The sequence below is a fragment of the Arthrobacter sp. M2012083 genome (assembly GCF_000281065.1).
In the GTDB taxonomy this organism is placed as follows: Bacteria; Actinomycetota; Actinomycetes; order Actinomycetales; family Micrococcaceae; genus Arthrobacter.
Genome location: NZ_AKKK01000013.1, coordinates 123,588 through 142,215, shown reverse-complemented (window position 1 = coordinate 142,215; position 18,628 = coordinate 123,588). Strand labels below are relative to the sequence as shown.

General features: G+C 62.4%; 10 protein-coding genes. 8 read left to right on the top strand and 2 right to left on the bottom strand.

Going from position 1 to position 18,628, the window contains the following annotated elements; all coding sequences use genetic code 11:
- Positions 1 to 38 precede the first annotated feature (38 nt).
- From A477_RS0108445 to A477_RS0108435, 3 genes are read left to right on the top strand one after another with little or no spacing between them, the layout of a single operon-like run.
- Entirely contained in the window at positions 39 to 455 is a 417-nt protein-coding gene (locus A477_RS0108445) for an MGMT family protein (protein ID WP_017198576.1), read from the top strand.
- Entirely contained in the window at positions 452 to 3,805 is a 3,354-nt protein-coding gene (locus A477_RS0108440) for an ATP-dependent helicase (protein WP_017198575.1), read from the top strand. The genes A477_RS0108445 and A477_RS0108440 overlap by 4 nt, the downstream gene beginning before the upstream one ends.
- Entirely contained in the window at positions 3,802 to 7,329 is a 3,528-nt protein-coding gene (locus tag A477_RS0108435) for an ATP-dependent helicase (protein ID WP_017198574.1), read from the top strand. The genes A477_RS0108440 and A477_RS0108435 overlap by 4 nt, the downstream gene beginning before the upstream one ends.
- A 39-nt stretch (positions 7,330 to 7,368) precedes the next feature.
- On the opposite strand, the gene A477_RS0108430 is transcribed toward A477_RS0108435, so the two are convergent.
- Positions 7,369 to 8,541, bottom strand: a complete 1,173-nt coding sequence (locus A477_RS0108430) for a macrolide 2'-phosphotransferase (protein WP_044568576.1) — start codon at positions 8,539 to 8,541, stop codon at positions 7,369 to 7,371.
- 194 nt (positions 8,542 to 8,735) lie between these two features.
- On the opposite strand from A477_RS0108430, the gene nudC reads away from it, so the two are divergent.
- The 3 genes from nudC to A477_RS0108415 are packed head-to-tail and all read left to right on the top strand — an operon-like array spanning position 8,736 to position 12,480.
- Positions 8,736 to 9,725, top strand: a complete 990-nt coding sequence (gene nudC / locus A477_RS0108425) for an NAD(+) diphosphatase (protein ID WP_017198572.1) — start codon at positions 8,736 to 8,738, stop codon at positions 9,723 to 9,725.
- A complete protein-coding gene (locus A477_RS0108420; protein WP_017198571.1) occupies positions 9,722 to 11,854 on the top strand; it encodes an ATP-dependent DNA helicase UvrD2 in 2,133 nt (710 codons plus the stop codon). Before nudC ends, A477_RS0108420 begins: the two co-directional genes overlap by 4 nt.
- Entirely contained in the window at positions 11,854 to 12,480 is a 627-nt protein-coding gene (locus A477_RS0108415) for a M48 metallopeptidase family protein (protein ID WP_017198570.1), read from the top strand. The genes A477_RS0108420 and A477_RS0108415 overlap by 1 nt, the downstream gene beginning before the upstream one ends.
- 142 nt (positions 12,481 to 12,622) lie before the next feature.
- Here the strand turns inward: A477_RS0108415 and A477_RS0108410 are convergent, their stop codons facing one another.
- Entirely contained in the window at positions 12,623 to 14,080 is a 1,458-nt protein-coding gene (locus A477_RS0108410; protein WP_017198569.1) for a zinc-dependent metalloprotease, read from the bottom strand.
- Positions 14,081 to 14,292: 212 nt separating this feature from the next.
- Between A477_RS0108410 and A477_RS0108405 the strand changes: the two genes are divergently transcribed.
- Complete coding sequence (locus A477_RS0108405; RefSeq protein ID WP_017198568.1) at positions 14,293 to 15,429, top strand: YlbL family protein; 1,137 nt, start codon at positions 14,293 to 14,295, stop codon at positions 15,427 to 15,429.
- Between the two features lie 125 nt (positions 15,430 to 15,554).
- The gene (locus tag A477_RS0108400; protein WP_026005462.1) at positions 15,555 to 18,551 is read left to right on the top strand and encodes a UPF0182 family membrane protein; all 2,997 of its coding nucleotides are present in this window, start codon (positions 15,555 to 15,557) and stop codon (positions 18,549 to 18,551) included.
- Positions 18,552 to 18,628 lie beyond the last annotated feature (77 nt).

Below are 18,628 nucleotides of genomic sequence, written 5' to 3'. Positions count from 1 at the left end.
CTATTCGGGCACGACACTCCTGCCGTTACGCTGAACACATGCGGATGGAGTATGTGACGGCGGTTCTGGCCGTCGTGGACCTTGTTCCATCGGGTTCGGCGGTTGCCTACGGTGACGTCGCAGAGCTTTTGGGAGCCGGTGGGCCGCGGCAGGTCGGTGCCGTGATGAGCCATTATGGCAGCTCGGTCGCCTGGTGGCGCGTCCTACGGGCCAGCGGGGAAGCGCCTCCAGGTCATGAAGTCGCCGCCCTGCAGCATTACTTGGCGGAAGCCACCCCGCTGCATGGCGCATACGAGGCCTTCCTGAGGACGGGCGAGGGCCGTTGGCGCGTCGACCTGGCAGCGGCCCGATGGACCCCTGCCGACACCGATTTCGACCTACTGGATGTGATCTCGGACCAGTTGGAGCGTCGACTCCATAAATTGTCGGTGCCCGATGATGAAATGACTGTGTGACCGCGACTCCTGCCAAAACCCGCCAAGCACCGGCAGCCCTCCGCCTGCTCCCGCCGCGTGAGACCCACTACGCGGCTCCTGTCTTGTCTCCGGACCAGAGCGCAGTCGTTTCCCTCCCACAGGGGAGCGGCCCTGTCCTCGTGCCCGGGGGCCCGGGAACGGGTAAATCAACGGTGTTGGTGGAATCCGCAGTCCGCCGCGTCCGTGAGGACGGCTTGGACCCGGAACACATCCTCGTTCTTGCTCCCGGGCGCCACGCCGCGGCAGCTTTGCGTGACACGTTCACAGGACGGCTGGACCGCAGTCTCAGTACGACGCCGGCACGCACCTGGGCGTCCTACGCCTTCGACGTTATCCGGCGGGCAAAGGCGGAAGGCATATTGCCGCTGACGCGGCCACCGAAGCTTCTGTCTGGCCCCGAACAGGACCTCATCATCAAGGAATTGCTGGAAGGCCACACCCGTCCGGGATTCCAGCTGCCTTGGCCCGAGGATCTGGCAGCGGCACTTCCCACCCGAGGCTTCCGTCACGAGATCCGGCAGTTGTTCGATCGCATCATCGAATCGGGGCGCACCGCAGAGGACCTGGTTGGGCTGGCCTACGAATGCGGAAGGCCTGATTGGATGGCGGCTGCCGAACTGTACAGCGAGTACCGGGATGTCTTGGACCTCCGCATGCCTGAGGCCTTTGACCCTGCTGGAATCATCACCACGGCGCGTCAGGTTTTCCAGGACTCGCCGGCCTTCCTGGCTGCCGAGAGGGAACGACTCCAGCTCATCCTCGTGGACGACGCCCAGGAATCGAATCCTGCCGTGTTCGAGCTCCTCGCCGACATCGGCGAAGGCAAAGACGTCGTGGTGACCTACTCACCGGATACCGTCGTGCAAGGCTTCCGCGGCGCACGCCCGGACCTGGTGTCGGAGCTGCCGACACTGCTGGGCGGCACACAGCAATTGGTTCTCGAACGCCCACTGTCGGTTACCCACAGGCACGCGCCTGAGGTAGCTGAGGCGTGGATCCGGGTCGCGAGCCATATCTCGCAGCGCTCGGGTGGCCAGTTGGCCAGGCAAATGGAACAACCACAACATCCGGAAGGCATGCATCGCGCATCTGCCCGGGATGGTCGGGTGGAGGGCCATGTGCTGCCGTCAGCCGTCCACGAGTTGAGGTACGTTGCACAACGCATCCTCGAAGCTCAACTGCGGGAATCGCGGGAGTTCAGCGACATCGCGGTGATCGTCCGGAACGGCGGGCAAATTTCCCAGTTACAGCGGTACCTGAGCGGCCAAGGTATACCGGTACGTGTTCCAGTGGCAGACTCGGCTGTCCGTGACGAGGTTGCGGTGCGTCCGCTGTTGGAGGCCTTTGCCATTGTGCTGGACCCGGCAAAGCTGACGCCGGAGACTGCTGTTTCCCTCCTAACCTCCCGCATCGGCGGAGCCACGGCCATTGAACTGCGCAGGCTCCGCCAGTCCCTGCGCCGCGAGGAACTCCTGGGCGGTGGTGGCCGCTCCAGTGACGCTTTGCTGGTTGAGGCCCTGCTTCAGCCCGGCGCTCTGGCGTCGCTGGGCATTGAAGGCAGTTCTGCCCGTCGGCTCGCCCGCATGTTCGCAGCCGGTTCCGCTGCCGCCGCGGAACCGGGTGCCAACGCGGAATCTGTCCTGTGGGCTTTGTGGCACGCCACCGGCCTGTCTTCCCGCTGGGCAGAAATGGCACTTGAAGGAGGCAACGCCGGGGCGCGTGCCGACCGGGACCTTGACGCGATGATGGCGCTGTTCCATACAGCGGAACGCTTCGTGGACCAACTGCCCGGTTCTGGTCCCGAACAGTTCCTGGACTACTTGTTGAACCAGGAGCTTCCCATGGACACCCTTGCCGCACGAGCACAGCTGGAGGCCTGTGTGGAGATCATGACGCCAGCAAGTGCGGCTGGGCGGGAATGGCCGGTGGTGATCGTCGCGGGGCTCCAGGAAGGCGTATGGCCCAACACCCGATTGCGTGGAGAGCTGCTGGGCAGCACTGTCTATGCCGACGCAGTAGAGCATGGAGTGGACTACGCCCTTCGGCGTGGGCCCCTGAGCAGGCTCCGGGACATTCGTTACGACGAACTCCGGAGTTTTTCGACCGCCGTATCCCGAGCCCGTGAAGTATTAATCTGCACCGCGGTCTCTTCTGAGGATGAGCAACCCTCGGCTTTCCTGGACTATGTGTCTCCCCTGCGTTCCGGTGAATACAAGCGCGACTACACTCCTGTTGACCGACCCATGACATTGAGGGCACTGGTTGCGGAACTACGGCAGCACGTTCAGGCGGAAGAGGCCGGTAGCGGCGACACCCGCAGCGCGGAAGAGGCCGCCCGGATATTGGCCAGGCTCGCCAGCACGAACCCACCCGTTCCGGGTGCACATCCGGACACGTGGTGGGGTTTGGCGGCGCTGAGCTCCCAGGAAGCCGTGGTGCCGCCGGGCGGTACCGTCTCCGTCTCGCCTTCCAAAGTGGAGGCCGTGCACAAGTCGCCGTTGGACTGGTTCGTCCAAGCAGCCGGAGGGGAGGCTGCCACCGACTTCGCACGCAGCCTTGGCACCTTGGTCCACAGCATCGCGCAGGAGCTTCCCGATGCTTCAGGAGCCGAGTACGTCGCTGAGCTCGTACGCCGCTGGCCCACTTTGGGCATGAAGGACAACTGGGAAGGAAAGCTGGATTTCCAGCGGGCGGAACTGATGGTTCGGAAGTTGGCCCAGTATGTGCTCATCATGCGCGGCGACGGAAGAAGCTTGCTGTCCGTGGAGCATGACTTTGAAGTTCAGCTACCTGATGTCAACGTGGATGCCGGCGGTATCAGTGGTCCTCATGCTCCTGAAGAGGAAGTCACGCGCCATGCGGTACTTCGCGGTCAGGTTGATCGCCTCGAGATAGATTCGGAGGGAAGGCTCGTAATCGTCGACCTCAAAACCGGTAAGCGCCAACCTGGCAAAGCCGAGGTTGCCATGCACCCACAACTGGGTGCCTACCAGGCCGCCGTCCTCAGAGGTGCCTTCCAGGACGCCGGAAGCGGGGACGAAACGACCGACGTCGGTTCCCCTGCGGCGTCTACGAACGGCTTTGTTCCGGGCGGCGCAGTGCTGGCCCAACTTGGGACCAAGACCAAGAGTCCCGCGGTACAGCAGCAGGACGCGTTGGATCCCGCGGACAACTGGGCGGAGGGGTTGGTGAATGAGGCGGCCGCGCTGATGGCCGGTGCGACCTTCGAAGCACGGCACGATCCCGGCAAGGGAGGCCACGGCGGACATGGATGCCGTCTACCGGACGTTTGCCCGTTGTGCGCCAGAGGAAAGCAGGTCACCGAATGACAACCGAGCTCCTGGACGGCATTGCTTCCGGCCCCTTGGGCGTGGAGGCAGTTCCCGAGCCAAGGTTCTCTCCTTCGGAGCTCGCCAACATCCTTGGCGAGAAGAACCACCCTACGCCTGAGCAGGCCGCCATCATTGCCTCGCCCCTCTCTCCGCGCCTGGTGATAGCCGGGGCAGGTTCAGGTAAGACGGCCACCATGGCGGACCGCGTGGTATGGCTGGTGGCCAACGGGTGGGTGCGTCCCGAAGAAGTCCTTGGTGTGACGTTCACGCGAAAGGCTGCCGGCGAGCTTGCGAGCCGGATACGGTCCAAACTGGCCACGCTCCAGCGGATAGCGTCGGCGGACGACGGCAGCCTGGGCTTCCCGGAGGGACTTCTCGGCGCAGACGACCTCGAACCCAAAGTGTCCACCTACCACTCCTATGCAAGCGGCATCGTGTCTGATTACGGCCTGCGGTTGGGCATCGAGCGGGACGTCGTGTTGCTGGGAGGCGCACAGTCCTGGCAGCTGGCCAGCGAAGTCGTGGAAGCATATGACGGCGACTACGAGCACTTCACTGCCGCCAAATCAACGCTCGTCAATGCAGTCATCCAGCTGGCCGGGGAGTGCGCAGAGCACCTTCAGAATCCCGGGGAAGTGCGGGAATGGGTTCTGGAGCGCGTTCACGCTTTTGAACAGCTCCCTTACGTAGCCGGTGCCAGGAAGAACCCGACGCAGGCCGCGGGAGAACTTGCGGCCATGCTGAGGACACGCGCCAGTGTTGCCGACATGGTGGTCCGCTACCAGGAAGCGAAGCGTCAGCGCGGTGTCCTTGATTTCGGCGACCTCGTGGCGCTCGCAGCCCGAATTGCGAGTGATATTCCGCTCGCTGCCACCACTGAACGTGCCCGTTACAAAGTAGTGCTCCTGGATGAATTCCAGGACACCTCCCACGCGCAGCTTGTTCTGTTCTCCCGTCTTTTCGGTCAAGGCCACGCAGTTACTGCGGTAGGCGACCCCAACCAATCGATATACGGCTTTAGAGGCGCTTCCGCGGGCCAGCTCTTCCACTTTGTGCAGGAGTTCCCCGTCCGCCAGGCGGACCCGTCCGGCCACGCCGAATCCTACGTCGTTGCTCCCACCTCCTATCTGACCACCGCGTGGCGGAACGGCAGGAACATCCTCCGGGCCGCCAACACCATCGCAGCGCCCTTAAACAGGTCGGCGGCCCTGGACGGCCCGGCAGGGGAGAGGGAAACAGCGAGTAATGTCTCAGTCCCCGCGTTGGTTCCAAGCCCGGGTGCGGTGGATGGAAGTGTGGTGATCGGTCGCTTCGGCACGGATGAAGACGAAGCCGCAGTGATAGCCCGCGATGTCCGTCGCTACCAACGGACTGTTTTCGAGGAAGAGAAGGACGGCACTCCGGTCAAACCCACCATGGCGGTCCTCTGCCGCCGACGGGCGCAGATGGAGTGCCTCCGCCGCGAGTTCGAGCTCCAGGGGATTCCCTATGAGATCGTTGGACTTGGCGGCCTGCTGGACACACCGGAGATCGTGGATCTGGTGGCGACCTTGCGGGTCCTGGCCGATCCAGGACGTTCCGATGCCCTGATGAGGTTGTTGGCCGGGGCGCGGTGGAGGATTGGTCCGGCCGACTTGATGGCTTTCAGCGACTGGTCCCGCTTCTTGGCTCGCCGACGGTCGGCTCCGGAAGCACAGCCTGATTCCTTTGATGACAACGAAGAACCGTCAGGGAAGGTGATTGAAAGCGACATCACGGATGCCGCAAGCCTCGTGGAGGCCCTTGACTTCCTTCCTCGGCCAGGCTGGACGTCCGGTCATGGGAGGAGCCTGAGCGCTGCTGCCCTGGATCGGCTGACCCGTCTTGCTTCGGAGCTGCGCTCCCTGAGGAGCTACATTGGCGACGACCTCACCACACTCCTTGGCGAAGTGGAACGTGCGATGCTCCTGGACATCGAAGTGGCGGCCAAGCCAGGAATCAGCATCCATCAGGCGCGCCGCAACTTGGATGCTTTCCAGGATGCGGCGGCCGGGTTCCTGCAGACGTCGCAGCGCATTGACCTGTTGGCCTTCTTGTCGTGGCTGGAGGCTGCAGCTTCAGAGGAAGGCGGCTTGGATGTAGCCCCGGTCGAGACGAATCGCGAAGCGGTGCAATTGCTGACCGTCCACGCCTCGAAAGGCTTGGAATGGGACGTTGTTTTTGTCCCGGGCCTCAACGCTGGTTCGTTCCCCAGCAACCGGGATTCGCGGTGGAGTACCGGAGCCGCGGCCTTGCCGTGGCCCTTACGGGGCGATCGCGCCGACCTTCCCCAGTGGGATCTCGATCAGCCTGACCAAAAGGGATGGTTGGACGCAGAGAAGGACTTCAAATCCGAAGTCCAGCACCACGGTGAGGCCGAGGAGAGGAGACTCGCCTACGTCGCTTACACCCGCGCGAAGTTCGTCCTGTGGGCTTCCAGCGCTGCCTGGAATGGTTCCCGATCGGGAATGGCCGGCATGTCTGCCTTCCTCTCCGAACTGGCGCCGCTTGCCGGTGTTGCTGGAGAGGACAATGACGCCGGCCGGCCGCAGCCGGTCTACAGTCCGCAGTCAGCCGGCAGCGCGGTGGTCCATGCCGAATCAGTGGCTGAAGAGGCACTGCCTGAGGAAAGCCCTTTGACCGCAGTGCTCGAGGTTGCCCAATTCCCCTACGACCCCTTGGAGGGACCGTCAGATCCACGGACCGGCGCTCGGCTGAGGCTGACTCCGGGCAGGCGGCTTGCGATGGATCGCGCCGCAGCCATGGTCCGTGGATACATCGAGGAACCCCGCCCGGCCCCTTCAGATGAATTGACTGGTGTCGCCGGGAAATGGTCCCAGGAGGCTGAACTACTGCTGGATCGCCAACGGCAACTCAAGACCATTCAAGATGTCCACCTGCCCACCCACATTTCTGCCTCACTCTTCGTTGACCTCGGAGCTGACCCTGCCGCCGTCCTGTCCCAGCTGCGGCGGCCCGTTCCCCGCGAACCGGGCATCTCAGCGCGCAAAGGTACGGCATTCCATGCATGGGTCGAGGAGTACTTTGGCACTACCGGCATGCTGGACCTTGATGAAGCGCCGGGTTCGGACTCCCACATCGACGAGGCCTACGGCTTGGATGACATGGTGGCAGCGTTCAAGCAGTCTGAGTGGGCCCAGCGCGCTCCGGCGTTCGTCGAAGTACCTGTGGAAACGCGGATTGGTGACGTCGTAGTCCGTGGGCGCATCGACGCCGTGTTCCGGGATGCTGATGGCCGCTGGCAGCTTATCGACTGGAAGACCGGGCGACGTCCCGCTGGTCGGCAGCTGGCGACCCGGGCGGTGCAGCTGGCCGTGTACCGGCTGGCTTGGGCACGACTTAAGGATGTACCCCTCGAGGACGTCAGTGCCGCGTTCTACTATGTGGCCGACGACGCCGTTGTGCGTCCGCACGATCTTGGCAGCGCCGAGGAACTGGAGCTGATAGTAGCGAAGGCCTTGAAGAACAGCGCGGACCAGTAGGAACGCCCTGGAACCCGGGAAGGAGCTGGGTTCCGGCTTCTACGAACGTTCAGCCGCGTGAAGCGGCGTGACGCTGACAACACTGATAGCGGCAGTAGAGGTGTCGTCGTGTGATGTCGTGCCGGAGCCGCTTTCTTCGGAGCTTTCTGACTCTTCGGCGTCGGGAATCGCCGCCACACTGACTGCAGGCTTGTCGGCCCGTGAATCCGCTGCCCTCAGCTGAGTAACTTCGCGTTCGGCAGCTTCGTTCCCGACGGCCTCGTCCTCAGCGGCCTGTGCAGCTTCTTCGTCGCGGCGCACTTGCTCGTCGATGTCGTCGGCGAGTGCCTGAAGCATGGACTCTGCTTCTGCCGTCATGCTCTGGTGCCCTGCCGCCATTGCCTTGACCAGATATTGGGCAAGGGCGAACTCGGCCAGCAATGCGGCCCGACGGAGAAGGTGTGCGTCGGGGATCTCGCGGCGGGCTTGGGTGTAGTGGCTCAAAACGGCCTCAACAAACGAGGCTTCGTTGGATGCCACTAACCAGGCGAAATCATCTGCAGGATCACCGATCCGGAGATCGGTCCAACCCGTTAGGGCGGTCACCGTGTCATCCTGCACCATCAGGTTGTCTTCGTGAAGGTCGCCGTGGACCACTGAGGGATTAAAACGCCAAAGGGCAACGTCTTCGAGCGCGTGCTCCCAACGACGCAGCAGGGTGGCCGGAATCTTCCCGGTGGTTGCCGCTTGGTCCAGTTCATTGAGTTTGCGTTGCCGGAACTCATTGGCCGAGTAACTGGGAAGGTCCGCATTGGTGACCAGGGTCAGTGGCAAGTCATGAATTGCTGCCAGTGCTGCGCCGACTTCCTTGGCCAAGGCGGGACTTCCGGCTGACAGTTCGTCGATGGAGAGCACGGAGCCCTGCAGATGGGCGTACACGAACGTCGTCAAAGCACCTTGCCTCACCGTGCCGGCGATGGTGGGCACATGAAAAGGCAGTTCAGCGCGGATGGCGGGCGCGAAGGCCCGCAGGACCATGAACTCGGTTTCCAGCCTCGTGCTGGCCTCCGGATGGCGCGGTGAACGGACTCGCCAGCGTTTGCCTTCCGCGTCCAGCAGCAAAGCCGAGTCGAAGTCGGCGTCGTCGTCGGGGGAATAGGCTGCGGCCGTTGGCGACAGGCCGGGCACCGCCGCTGTTGCTATGGCGGCCAGTTCGAGCGGTGTTCTTCTCACGTTCTCCACGGTAGATTGAGTGCGGCCTGTGGCCATGATGTAGTACGGCGAGTCTTCAGATCCGCAGCAAATGCGCAGGAAATGTGGAGCAAAACATAGCTTAAGTGCCCAAGCGGGCAACCCTATAGGGTGGTGTCCACAACAGGGGACCCTTCCAAATGTTCTTTGTCGGTACTAGTCAGTACGGTAGATACATGAGTCAAACGGAGTCGCCGGCGCTTGCCAACCACCTGATGGAGACTGTTCTTCCCGTCCGTCCTGCCATGGTGGATCGCGGCTCGAGCGTGCGTATGAAGCCTGGCATGGTTGAGGATCTCATCGCCTCCGGCACGGCCAAAGCCATGATCATTTCGCGGCGCCAGGCATTGGTGACTGCTGATGGTCTGTGGTTCGGAGACGCTGCGCCGCTCTGGAACGCTCTTAATGGGTCGGAAGGTGGCACTGTTGCCGCCATCTACCTGGGCACCACTTTGACGTCGTCCTCCTTGCCGGCGGGTACGTCCGTTGTGCTGTTCACAGTTGCCGAACCGCCAGCGCCCGGCACTGCCACGGTGCCGGTGGATGCTGAGTGGGCCGGTTTTCGGGATGTAGCGGCGCGCCTGGACGCGAAGGACACCGCTTTGTTCATCGAGGCCAGCGCAATCTCCAACTGGCATGCAACCCATACACATTGCCCGCAGTGCGGCACGCCCACGGATATCGAGGCCGGCGGCTGGGTCAGGCGTTGTCCCAAGGACAACTCAGAGCATTACCCGCGCACGGATCCTGCCATCATTGTCACGGTGGTTGGCCCGGATGGCCGGCTCCTGCTCGGCGGCGGAGGGCCCGTCGATGCCAAGAACTACTCCACGCTGGCAGGATTCGTTGAGCCCGGTGAATCGCTGGAGCAGGCTGTCGTCCGGGAAATCGGTGAAGAAGTGGGTGTCCGCGTGACGGCCTGCCAGTATCTCGGTTCGCAATCCTGGCCATTCCCCGCTTCCCTCATGTTGGGATTTACCGCAAGGACAGACGACGCCGTTGCCCGGCCCGACGGCGTAGAGGTCACCCGGGCGCGGTGGTTCAGCCGTGAAGAGCTGCAGGAAGCCGTGTTGAGCGGTGAAATCACCATCTCAACGCGCCTGTCCATCGCGCGTTCTTTGATTGAGCATTGGTATGGCGGCGTCATCGAAGACCTGCAGCCGTGACTGAAGGGATTTTCGACGGCGGTGGCTCACTTGAGGAGCGCATCCTCGGCGGGCTGGACGAAGAACAGCGGGAAGTAGCCAGTACCTTGACGGGTCCCATGTGCGTCCTCGCAGGGGCAGGCACGGGAAAAACACGTGCCATCACCCATCGCATTGCCTACGGCGTTCACTCGGGGGTCTACAGCCCCCAGAGGCTGCTGGCCGTGACCTTTACTGCCCGGGCCGCAGCTGAGATGCGCAGCAGGCTTCGGGATCTTGGCGTCGCCAACGTTCAAGCCCGCACTTTCCACGCCGCCGCATTGAGGCAATTACAGTTCTTTTGGCCGCAGGCAATTGGCGGTACGTTGCCCAATCTGCTGGACCACAAAGCCAACATGATCGCCGAGGCCTCCCGCAGGCTTCGCCTCAGCACCGACCGCGCATCCATCAGGGACCTGGCAGCCGAGATTGAGTGGGCCAAGGTGTCCATGCTGACTCCCGCTAATTACCTGGAGAATGCACAAGGTCGTGGAACTCCCGGAGGGTTCGACCTCACCGCGGTCTCCCGGGTGTTCCAAGCCTATGAGGACATCAAAACGGACCGCAACGTCATCGACTTCGAAGACGTCCTGCTCATAACTGTGGGGATCCTCCAGGAGGATCCGAAAGTGGCGGCAACAGTCCGGGAGCAATACCGCCATTTCGTGGTGGACGAGTACCAGGACGTTTCACCGCTGCAACAGCGGCTTTTGGATTTGTGGCTCGGCGGCCGGAACGAGTTGTGCGTGGTGGGCGATGCCAGCCAAACCATTTACTCCTTCACTGGCGCCTCACCCAAGCATCTTCTCGGGTTCAAAGGGCAGTTCCCCGGAGCGACCGTCGTCAAGCTCATTCGTGACTATAGGTCCACCCCACAAGTGGTGAAGTTGGCCAACGACCTCTTAGGTTCCCGCCGAAGCGGTGGGCCGGTGGCAGATGCCGCGTGGGCTTCGCCCCTCAAGCTCGTCGCCCAGCGGCCCTCTGGTCCGGAACCACGGTTCATGGAGTGCCCGGACGACGAAGCCGAAGCAGCTGTGGTGGCAGGCAGAATTCAGGAGCTGCTCAACAGTGGTGTCAAAGCCAGTGAGATCGCCATCCTGTTCCGCACCAACGGTCAGTCTGAAGCGTACGAGCAAGCCCTGGCCTCTGCCGGGATTGGCTACCAGCTCCGGGGAGGCGAACGGTTCTTCGCGCGCAAGGAAGTCCGCGACGCGATCCTCCAATTGCGGGCGGCAACCCGCGCCGTGGCGGAGGGGCCCCAGGAGCCCTTGGGCCAGATCGTGCGGGACATCGTTGCCTCACTTGGTTACACGGAGGCCGCCCCCCACAACGGCGGAGCACTGCGCGAGCGTTGGGAATCGTTGGCAGCCCTGGTCGCCTTGGCAGACGAGCTTGCTTCCAGCCGCGGGGAGTCCTTCACCTTGGCTGAGTTCGTCAACGAGCTTCAAGAGCGCTCGGTCGCGCAGCACGCACCCACTGTTCAAGGTGTCACTCTTGCTTCCCTCCACGCCGCCAAGGGCTTGGAATGGGATGCAGTGTTCCTGGTGGGTCTTAGCGAGGGCCTGATGCCCATTTCGTTCGCAGATACCCCCGAGGATGTAGACGAAGAACGCAGGCTGCTTTATGTCGGCATCACGCGGGCAAGGGAGCACCTGAATCTCTCATGGTCTACAGCCCGAACACCGGGTGGCCGGGCCAACCGCAAGCCGTCCCGGTTCCTCGACGGACTTCGCCCCAATTCCGTGGCTTCCGCCAACGCGCGCAGCAAGACAGGTCCCACGCGACGGAAAGCTGCCGCCCCGGCGTCGTGCAAGGTATGCGGAAGCATGCTCGCAAGTGGAGCCGAACGGAAGGTGGGACGGTGCAACCAGTGCCCGCCTACCTACGAGGAACAGACCTTCGATGCGTTAAGGCAGTGGCGCAGGGACGAGGCCCAATCGGCCGACGTCCCGGCGTACGTTGTCTTCACGGACGCTACGCTGACGGCCATCGCGGAGGCTAAGCCTTCATCGCTTGAGGAACTGGCCGGCCTTGCGGGGATCGGACCATCCAAGCTCGAACGCTACGGCGAAGCTGTCCTGGCCGTGCTCGCTGAGAGCAGTGATCTGTGATGACCCGCCGATCTTCCTCCGACACCGGCATCCCGCACATCACCGACGACGGCGCTCCCGTTGTGGTGCGTAGATCAGCCAGGCGGCGGCGAACCGTTGCCGCTTTCTGGGAAGACGGCAATGCCGTGGTCGCCATTCCTGCCAGCTTCACCAAGTCCCAGGAACAGGAGTGGGTCCGGCGGATGCTGGTCAAGCTGAAGAAGCAGGGGGAGCGGCAAACGGGTGCTGGCAGGCGTCGTCCTGCCACGGACCAGGCCCTCGCCAAGCATGCCGAGCACCTTTCAGAGACGTACCTTGGCGGGCGGGCGGTCCCGACGTCGGTCCGCTGGGTAGCCAACCAGAACTCCCGGTGGGGTTCGGCAACTCCTGCGGATGGCACCATCCGGCTGTCCAACAAGCTTCAGACCATGCCGCAATGGGTGATTGACTACGTCCTGGTCCACGAGCTCGCGCACCTGCTGGTGGCGGGGCACAATGCCGAATTCTGGAAATTGGTCGAGGGATACCCCGAGACGCAGCGCGCAAAGGCCTTCCTCGAAGGTGTTGCTTTTGCCACGTCCCGGGGACTCCCGGCAAATTCAGGCTCCGAGGATCCTGGCGATTCGGCTGTGGACCTGACTGACTAGAACCGTCAGGTGCCTGACTGCGCGGCTTCTCTTAGCCGCAGCTGCCCCGTAACTGCACCTGTACTTACCAGCCCAACTGCTTAACAGCCCAACGGCCGCCATGAGATGGCGGCCGTTGGGCTGTGTTTCTGTGGGGGCCTGCTTACTTGCTCGGCGCCTCGGGGTCGGTGTCATCCGTTGCCGATTCGTCACCGGAACCGTTCTCCGCTGAGTCTGCCTTGGAATCCGGGTCTTCGGCTTCATCGGCCTTGGTGGAGTCGTAGCCGCCGCTCAGAAGCTTCTGCAGCGCGTCATCAACCTCGCTGTCACTTGCCTCGGCCAGGCGCCGACGTTCGGAGAAGCCCTTGGGATCGTCGAGGTCCTCACCGGTGGGCAGGAGATCCGGGTGGTGCCAGATCGCGTCGCGGCCGGCGATGCCGCGTTCTTCCTTCAGGGTTGCCCACAGTGTTGCTGCCTCCCGGAGCCTGCGGGGGCGAAGTTCCAGGCCGACGAGGGACGAGAATGCGTGCTCGGCCGGTCCGCCTGTGGCGCGACGACGACGCACTGTTTCGCGCAGCGCTGTCGCTGACGGCAGCACCTTGTCAGTAGCTTCGGCGGTGAGCTCGTCCACCCAGCCCTCCACCAAGGCAAGAGCCGTTTCGAGCTTCTCCAACGCGGCCGTCTGGACCGGCGTGCGTTCCGGTGTGAAGACTCCCTGGGACAGTGCTTCCTGGATACCCTCGGGGTTGCTCGGGTCGAGGTCCCGGGCCAGGTCCTCAATGCGGGACATATCGATGTGAATGCCACGGGCGTATGCTTCGATGGCTCCGAGGAGGTGGCCTCGCAACCATGGGACTTGGACAAACAGCCGCGCGTGGGCGGCTTCACGGACGGCAAGGAAGAGTCGAACGTCGTTCTCGGGGAGGCTGAGGCCTTCCCCGAACTTGGCCACGTTTGCCGGCAGCAGCGCCATTTCAAGGTCTGCCAGGGGGACGCCGATGTCGGTGGAGCTGACCACCTCGGCTGAGAGGGCACCGATGGCCTGTCCCAGTTGCATGCCGAAGATCGCTCCGCCCATGTTCTGCAGCATGGACGAGGCACCGCCCATCATGGACTTCATTTCTTCGGGCATTTGCTGGGTGAGGGCGTTGGATAAGGCATTGGCGATGCTGTTGGCCACCGGCTCGGTCAGGCGCTTCCACGTCCCCAAGGTCGCTTCAACCCATTCGGCCCTTGACCATGCCCTACCAATCAGGCCGGTTGCCGAGAGATCAGTAACCGGGTCCAGCCAAAGTTCAGCAAGCCTGAGCGCTTCGTCGATCTCCCTGGCCTGTTGGGCGTTGACCGAGGGATCGCTGCCGGCAGCGGCGACGCGCCGTGCATTCTCGTGGGCGAGCTGCCAATTCACGGGGCCTTCAGATGTGGAACTCATCATCGCCTGTACCTGGGCGAACATCTGTTGAAGGAGTTGGGGGTCGTTGGGCAGGCCTGCGGCCTTGGCCAGCTCGGCGGGATCGATGTTGCCCATGCCCTGGCCGCCCATCAGGTTCTGGAGCATTTCTGCCAGCGGATCCTTGGGGGTTTCGTCGTCGTTGGACGGATTGTTGGGGTTGGAAGTCATGGTGCCGCCGATCGTCGAACTGGCTGGTGATCTCTTTCACCGTACCGCGCGGCCGGAAGGCTGTCTGCCCGGAGGAGGTGACGTTCGCTGTAGGCAAAGCAGTCCTGCAACGTCATACCGCGTAGTGTTGATGTTTGGTATGTGCCGCCGCCGCGTTCGGCGGCAGGAGCCATGGATCCGGTCACCCAAATAACCGGCATAGAGAGGCCTCAATGCTTACTTCGCCCAGCCCCGAGGGCTCATTGGACCCGCGTCAAACGCCCGACGCCGATTCCACCTCCACGCCGCCGGCACCGCCGCGTGACGGTCGCTACATGCTGATGGTGATCTCTGGTCTCCTCGCACTTGGCCTCGGCATCGGGGCAGCAGCGTTGCCGGTTCCATATGTCATAGAGTCTGCGGGTCCTACCTTCAATACCCTGGGCAAGGACGGCGACAAGCCTGTCATCAGCATTACTGGCCGTGAGTCATTTCCAGCGAATGGCAACCTTGACCTGACCACCGTGGTCATGATCGGCGGTCCTAAGAGTCCGGCCACTATTTTCGATGTCTTCCGCGCTTGGTTGGATCCCTCCAAAGCCATATATCCCGAGGAACTCATCTATCCCAAGGGCACTACCGCCGAGCAGACAGTGCAACAAGGCGAAATTGCCATGGAGACATCGCAGGAGAATGCGGTTGCAGCAGCCTTGCGTGAACTTGAGATCCCTTTTGAGCAACGGCTGAACGTCGCGGGTCTATCCGACCCTTCGCCATCCGTCGGAAAAATCCAGGAAGGTGACAGGCTGGTCTCCATCAACGGCAAGGCGATAACGTCCATGAGCGTGGTCCAGGCCGAACTGGCTGCAGGCGCCGGCGCCCCGGTCGTCGTCGGCGTGGACAGGAATGGCACTGCGGTTTCCGAAACGATAACCCCCACCAAGAACCAGTCGGACCGTTACGTTCTGGGTGTGCTGCTCGCCAGCGACTTCACGTTCCCGTTCGATGTCAGCATTTCCTTGGATAATGTTGGCGGACCCAGCGCAGGCATGATGTTTGCCCTGGGGATCGTGGACAACCTCACGCCGGGTGACCTCACCGGCGGCAAACACGTGGCGGGCACTGGCACGATCACCGCCGATGGCGCAGTTGGCCCCATCGGGGGCATTGCCCAAAAAATGATTGGCGCCCGTCACCAGGGTGCCACCATGTTCCTGGCGCCGGCATCCAACTGTGCCGACGTCGTGGGCCACGTTCCGGACGGTCTTCAGGTTGTCAAAGTGGAAACTTTGGCCGACGCCACCTCCGCCGTAGAGCGGCTCGGATCCGGTCAGGACACGGGGAGCCTTCCCACCTGCACAAACAACTAGACTGACGGTGGAACTTAGCTTCACCGCCACTCGTGGCATAGATGACGGCCCCTGCCATATCCCAGCGGCAGGGAAAGTCAACACGCGCACACCGACTGTTCACTGACACCAATGAGGTACAGAGTTTGTCCCGTCCCGCCAGCTCCAACCCGCCCGGAAGATCACCGCTGAGACGAGGTGCCCTGACGCCGACGCTCATTGTCGTGGCAGTGGCCGTCGTCGGGTTCATTTTCTTCGCCAATGTGTGGACTGACGTCCTGTGGTACCAGCAGCTTGGCTTCTTCGAAGTTTATATCCGCGAAAACCTCGCCAGGATCATTACGTTCCTCATCGGTTTCGCCATGATGTTTGCCGCTGTGTTCTTCGCCATCAGGATCGCCTACCGCTCCCGGCCCGTCTACGCTCCTGATGCTGAGGCCCGGGACAACCTCAACCGGTACCAGGCACAGCTTGAGCCTGTCCGCCGGGTCGTCATGATCGGCCTGCCCATACTGTTCGGGCTCTTTGCCGGCAGTGCGGCAGCCAGCCAGTGGCAGAAAGCCCTGTTGTTCTTCAACCAGGAGCCCTTCGGGCAGACCGACCCGTTGTTCAACATGGATATCAGCTTCTACCTGATGACCCTGCCGTTCCTGGGTTTTGTCACCGGATTCTTGATCAGCATCGCCGTTGTTGCCGGTATTGCGGGTATCCTGACGCACTACCTCTACGGCAGCATCCGCCTCATGGAACGCGGCATCTTCACAAGCCGGGCAGCGCAGATCCATATTGCCGTCACCGGCGCTCTTTTCCTGGTCCTGCTGGGGATTAATTTCTGGCTGGACAGGTACACAACTGTCCAGAGCAACTCGGGCCGTTGGGCCGGAGCCCTCTACACGGATGTAAATGCCGTTGTACCCACCAAGGCGATCCTTGCCGTCGCCGCGGGTCTCGTTGCCATCCTGTTCATCATTGCCGCGATCATTGGTCGCTGGCGCCTTCCGGTGATAGGTACGGCGATGTTGGTCATCACGGCCATCCTGGCCGGCGGTGTTTATCCGTGGGTTATTCAGCAGTTCCAGGTTCGTCCGTCGGAGAACACCTTGGAAAAGGAGTTCATTGATCGAAATATCAAGATGACGCGGGCTGCGTACGGTCTGGACAAGATCGATGTGTCGGCTTACAACGCCACCACCACGGCGACTACCGGAGCCTTGGCAGCGGACGCGCAGACTACTGCCAATATTCGCCTCCTTGACCCGAATCTGATTTCCTCGGCGTTTGCTCAGCTTGAGCAGTACCGCCCGTACTACCAGTTCCCGCAAACCCTGAATGTTGACCGCTACATGGTTGACGGCAAAGTCCAGGACACCGTCATCGCGGTTCGCGAACTGAACCCGGATGGCCTCAGCGCCAACCAGCAGACCTGGGTCAACAGGCACATCGTCTACACACATGGTTATGGCGTCGTGGCAGCCAAGGGCAACAAGTTCACGGCAGATGGCAAGCCCGAGTTCCTGCAGTCGGGCATTCCATCCAACGGCGTCCTCGGTAACGACAACACCTACGAGCCCCGTATCTACTTCGGTGAAAACTCTCCCGAATACTCCATCGTCGGAGCGCCGGATGGTGCCCCGAACCGCGAGCAGGACCGGCCAGCCGGCCGTGAAGGCGGCGGCGAAACGCAGTACACCTTCAGCGGTAACGGTGGACCAAACGTCGGCAACTGGCTCAATAGAATCCTCTATTCCATCAAGTTCCAGTCTTCGGACCTGTTGCTTTCCGATGGCGTCAATGCGGAATCCCAGATTCTCTACGAACGCAATCCGCGTGAACGCGTGGAGAAGCTCGCCCCGTACCTGACGGTGGACGGAAATGCCTACCCGGCGGTAGTTGACGGACGCGTGAAGTGGATCGTGGATGGTTACACCACCAGCCAGTACTTCCCGTACTCTCAACCGCAGCAGTTGCAGAACGCCACTGTGGACTCGCAAACCAGTGCCGGACGTACCGTTGCTCTGCCGAACAGCTCGGTGAACTACATCCGCAACTCGGTCAAGGCCACCGTGGATGCCTATGACGGTTCCGTCAATCTCTACGCATGGGATGACCAGGACCCCATCCTGAAGGCATGGCAAAAGGTCTTCCCGACGGTCATCAAGCCCTACTCGGAAATGTCCGGCGACCTCATGAGCCACGTCAGGTACCCCGAGGACCTCTTCAAGGTCCAGCGTGAACTGCTCGGCCGCTACCACGTAACCGACCCGGACAGCTTCTACCAGAACAACGACGCCTGGAGCGTTCCGAACGATCCCACCGTTTCGGAAGCCGTCAAACAGCCTCCGTTCTACATGTCGCTGCAGATGCCTGACCAGGAGAAGCCGGCGTTCCAGCTGACCTCATCCTTCATTCCTCAAACGGTCAACGGCAGTGCCCGGAACATTCTGTACGGCTTCCTCGCGGCTGACTCGGACGCCGGAAACGTCAAGGGCGTCAAGGGGGAGAGTTACGGAAAGCTGCGGCTCCTGGAGCTCCCCACCGATACCCAGGTCCCTGGTCCCGGACAGGCGCAAAACAAGTTCAACTCTGACCCCACTGTGTCCCAGGCGCTAAACCTTCTGCGACAGGGCGCATCTGATGTATTGAACGGAAACCTGTTGACGCTTCCCGTTGGTGGGGGCCTGCTCTATGTGCAGCCTGTCTACTTGAAGTCCACCGGTGAGACGTCGTACCCGACGTTGCAGCGCGTGCTCGTGGCCTTCGGTGACAAGATCGGCTTCGCGCCCACATTGGATGAAGCGCTGGACCAGTTGTTCGGCGGCGACTCCGGTGCTACTGCCGGTGACTCGGATAACAACGGCCAGACGCCCACCACGCCTCCTGGCACTACTACGCCGCCCGCTGGTCCCACTGACGCCAAGGCTGATCTCAAGGCAGCCCTTGATGAGGCCAACAAGGCAATTCAGGATGGCCAGGCGGCATTGGCCAAGGGCGACTTCGCCGGCTACGGTGCGCAGCAGACCAAGTTGTCTGAAGCCCTGCAGAAGGCGATCGATGCTCAGGCCCGTTTGGATGCCACTCCGGCTCCAACCGCGACGCCGGGAGCCACTCCCAGCGCTACACCGTCGCCGACGCCAAGCAGCTAGTTCTGTCAAGACGTGAAAGGCCGGCGCCTCCTCCCTTCCGGGGTGGGCGCCGGCCTTTTCCGTTGGCGAGACGCACA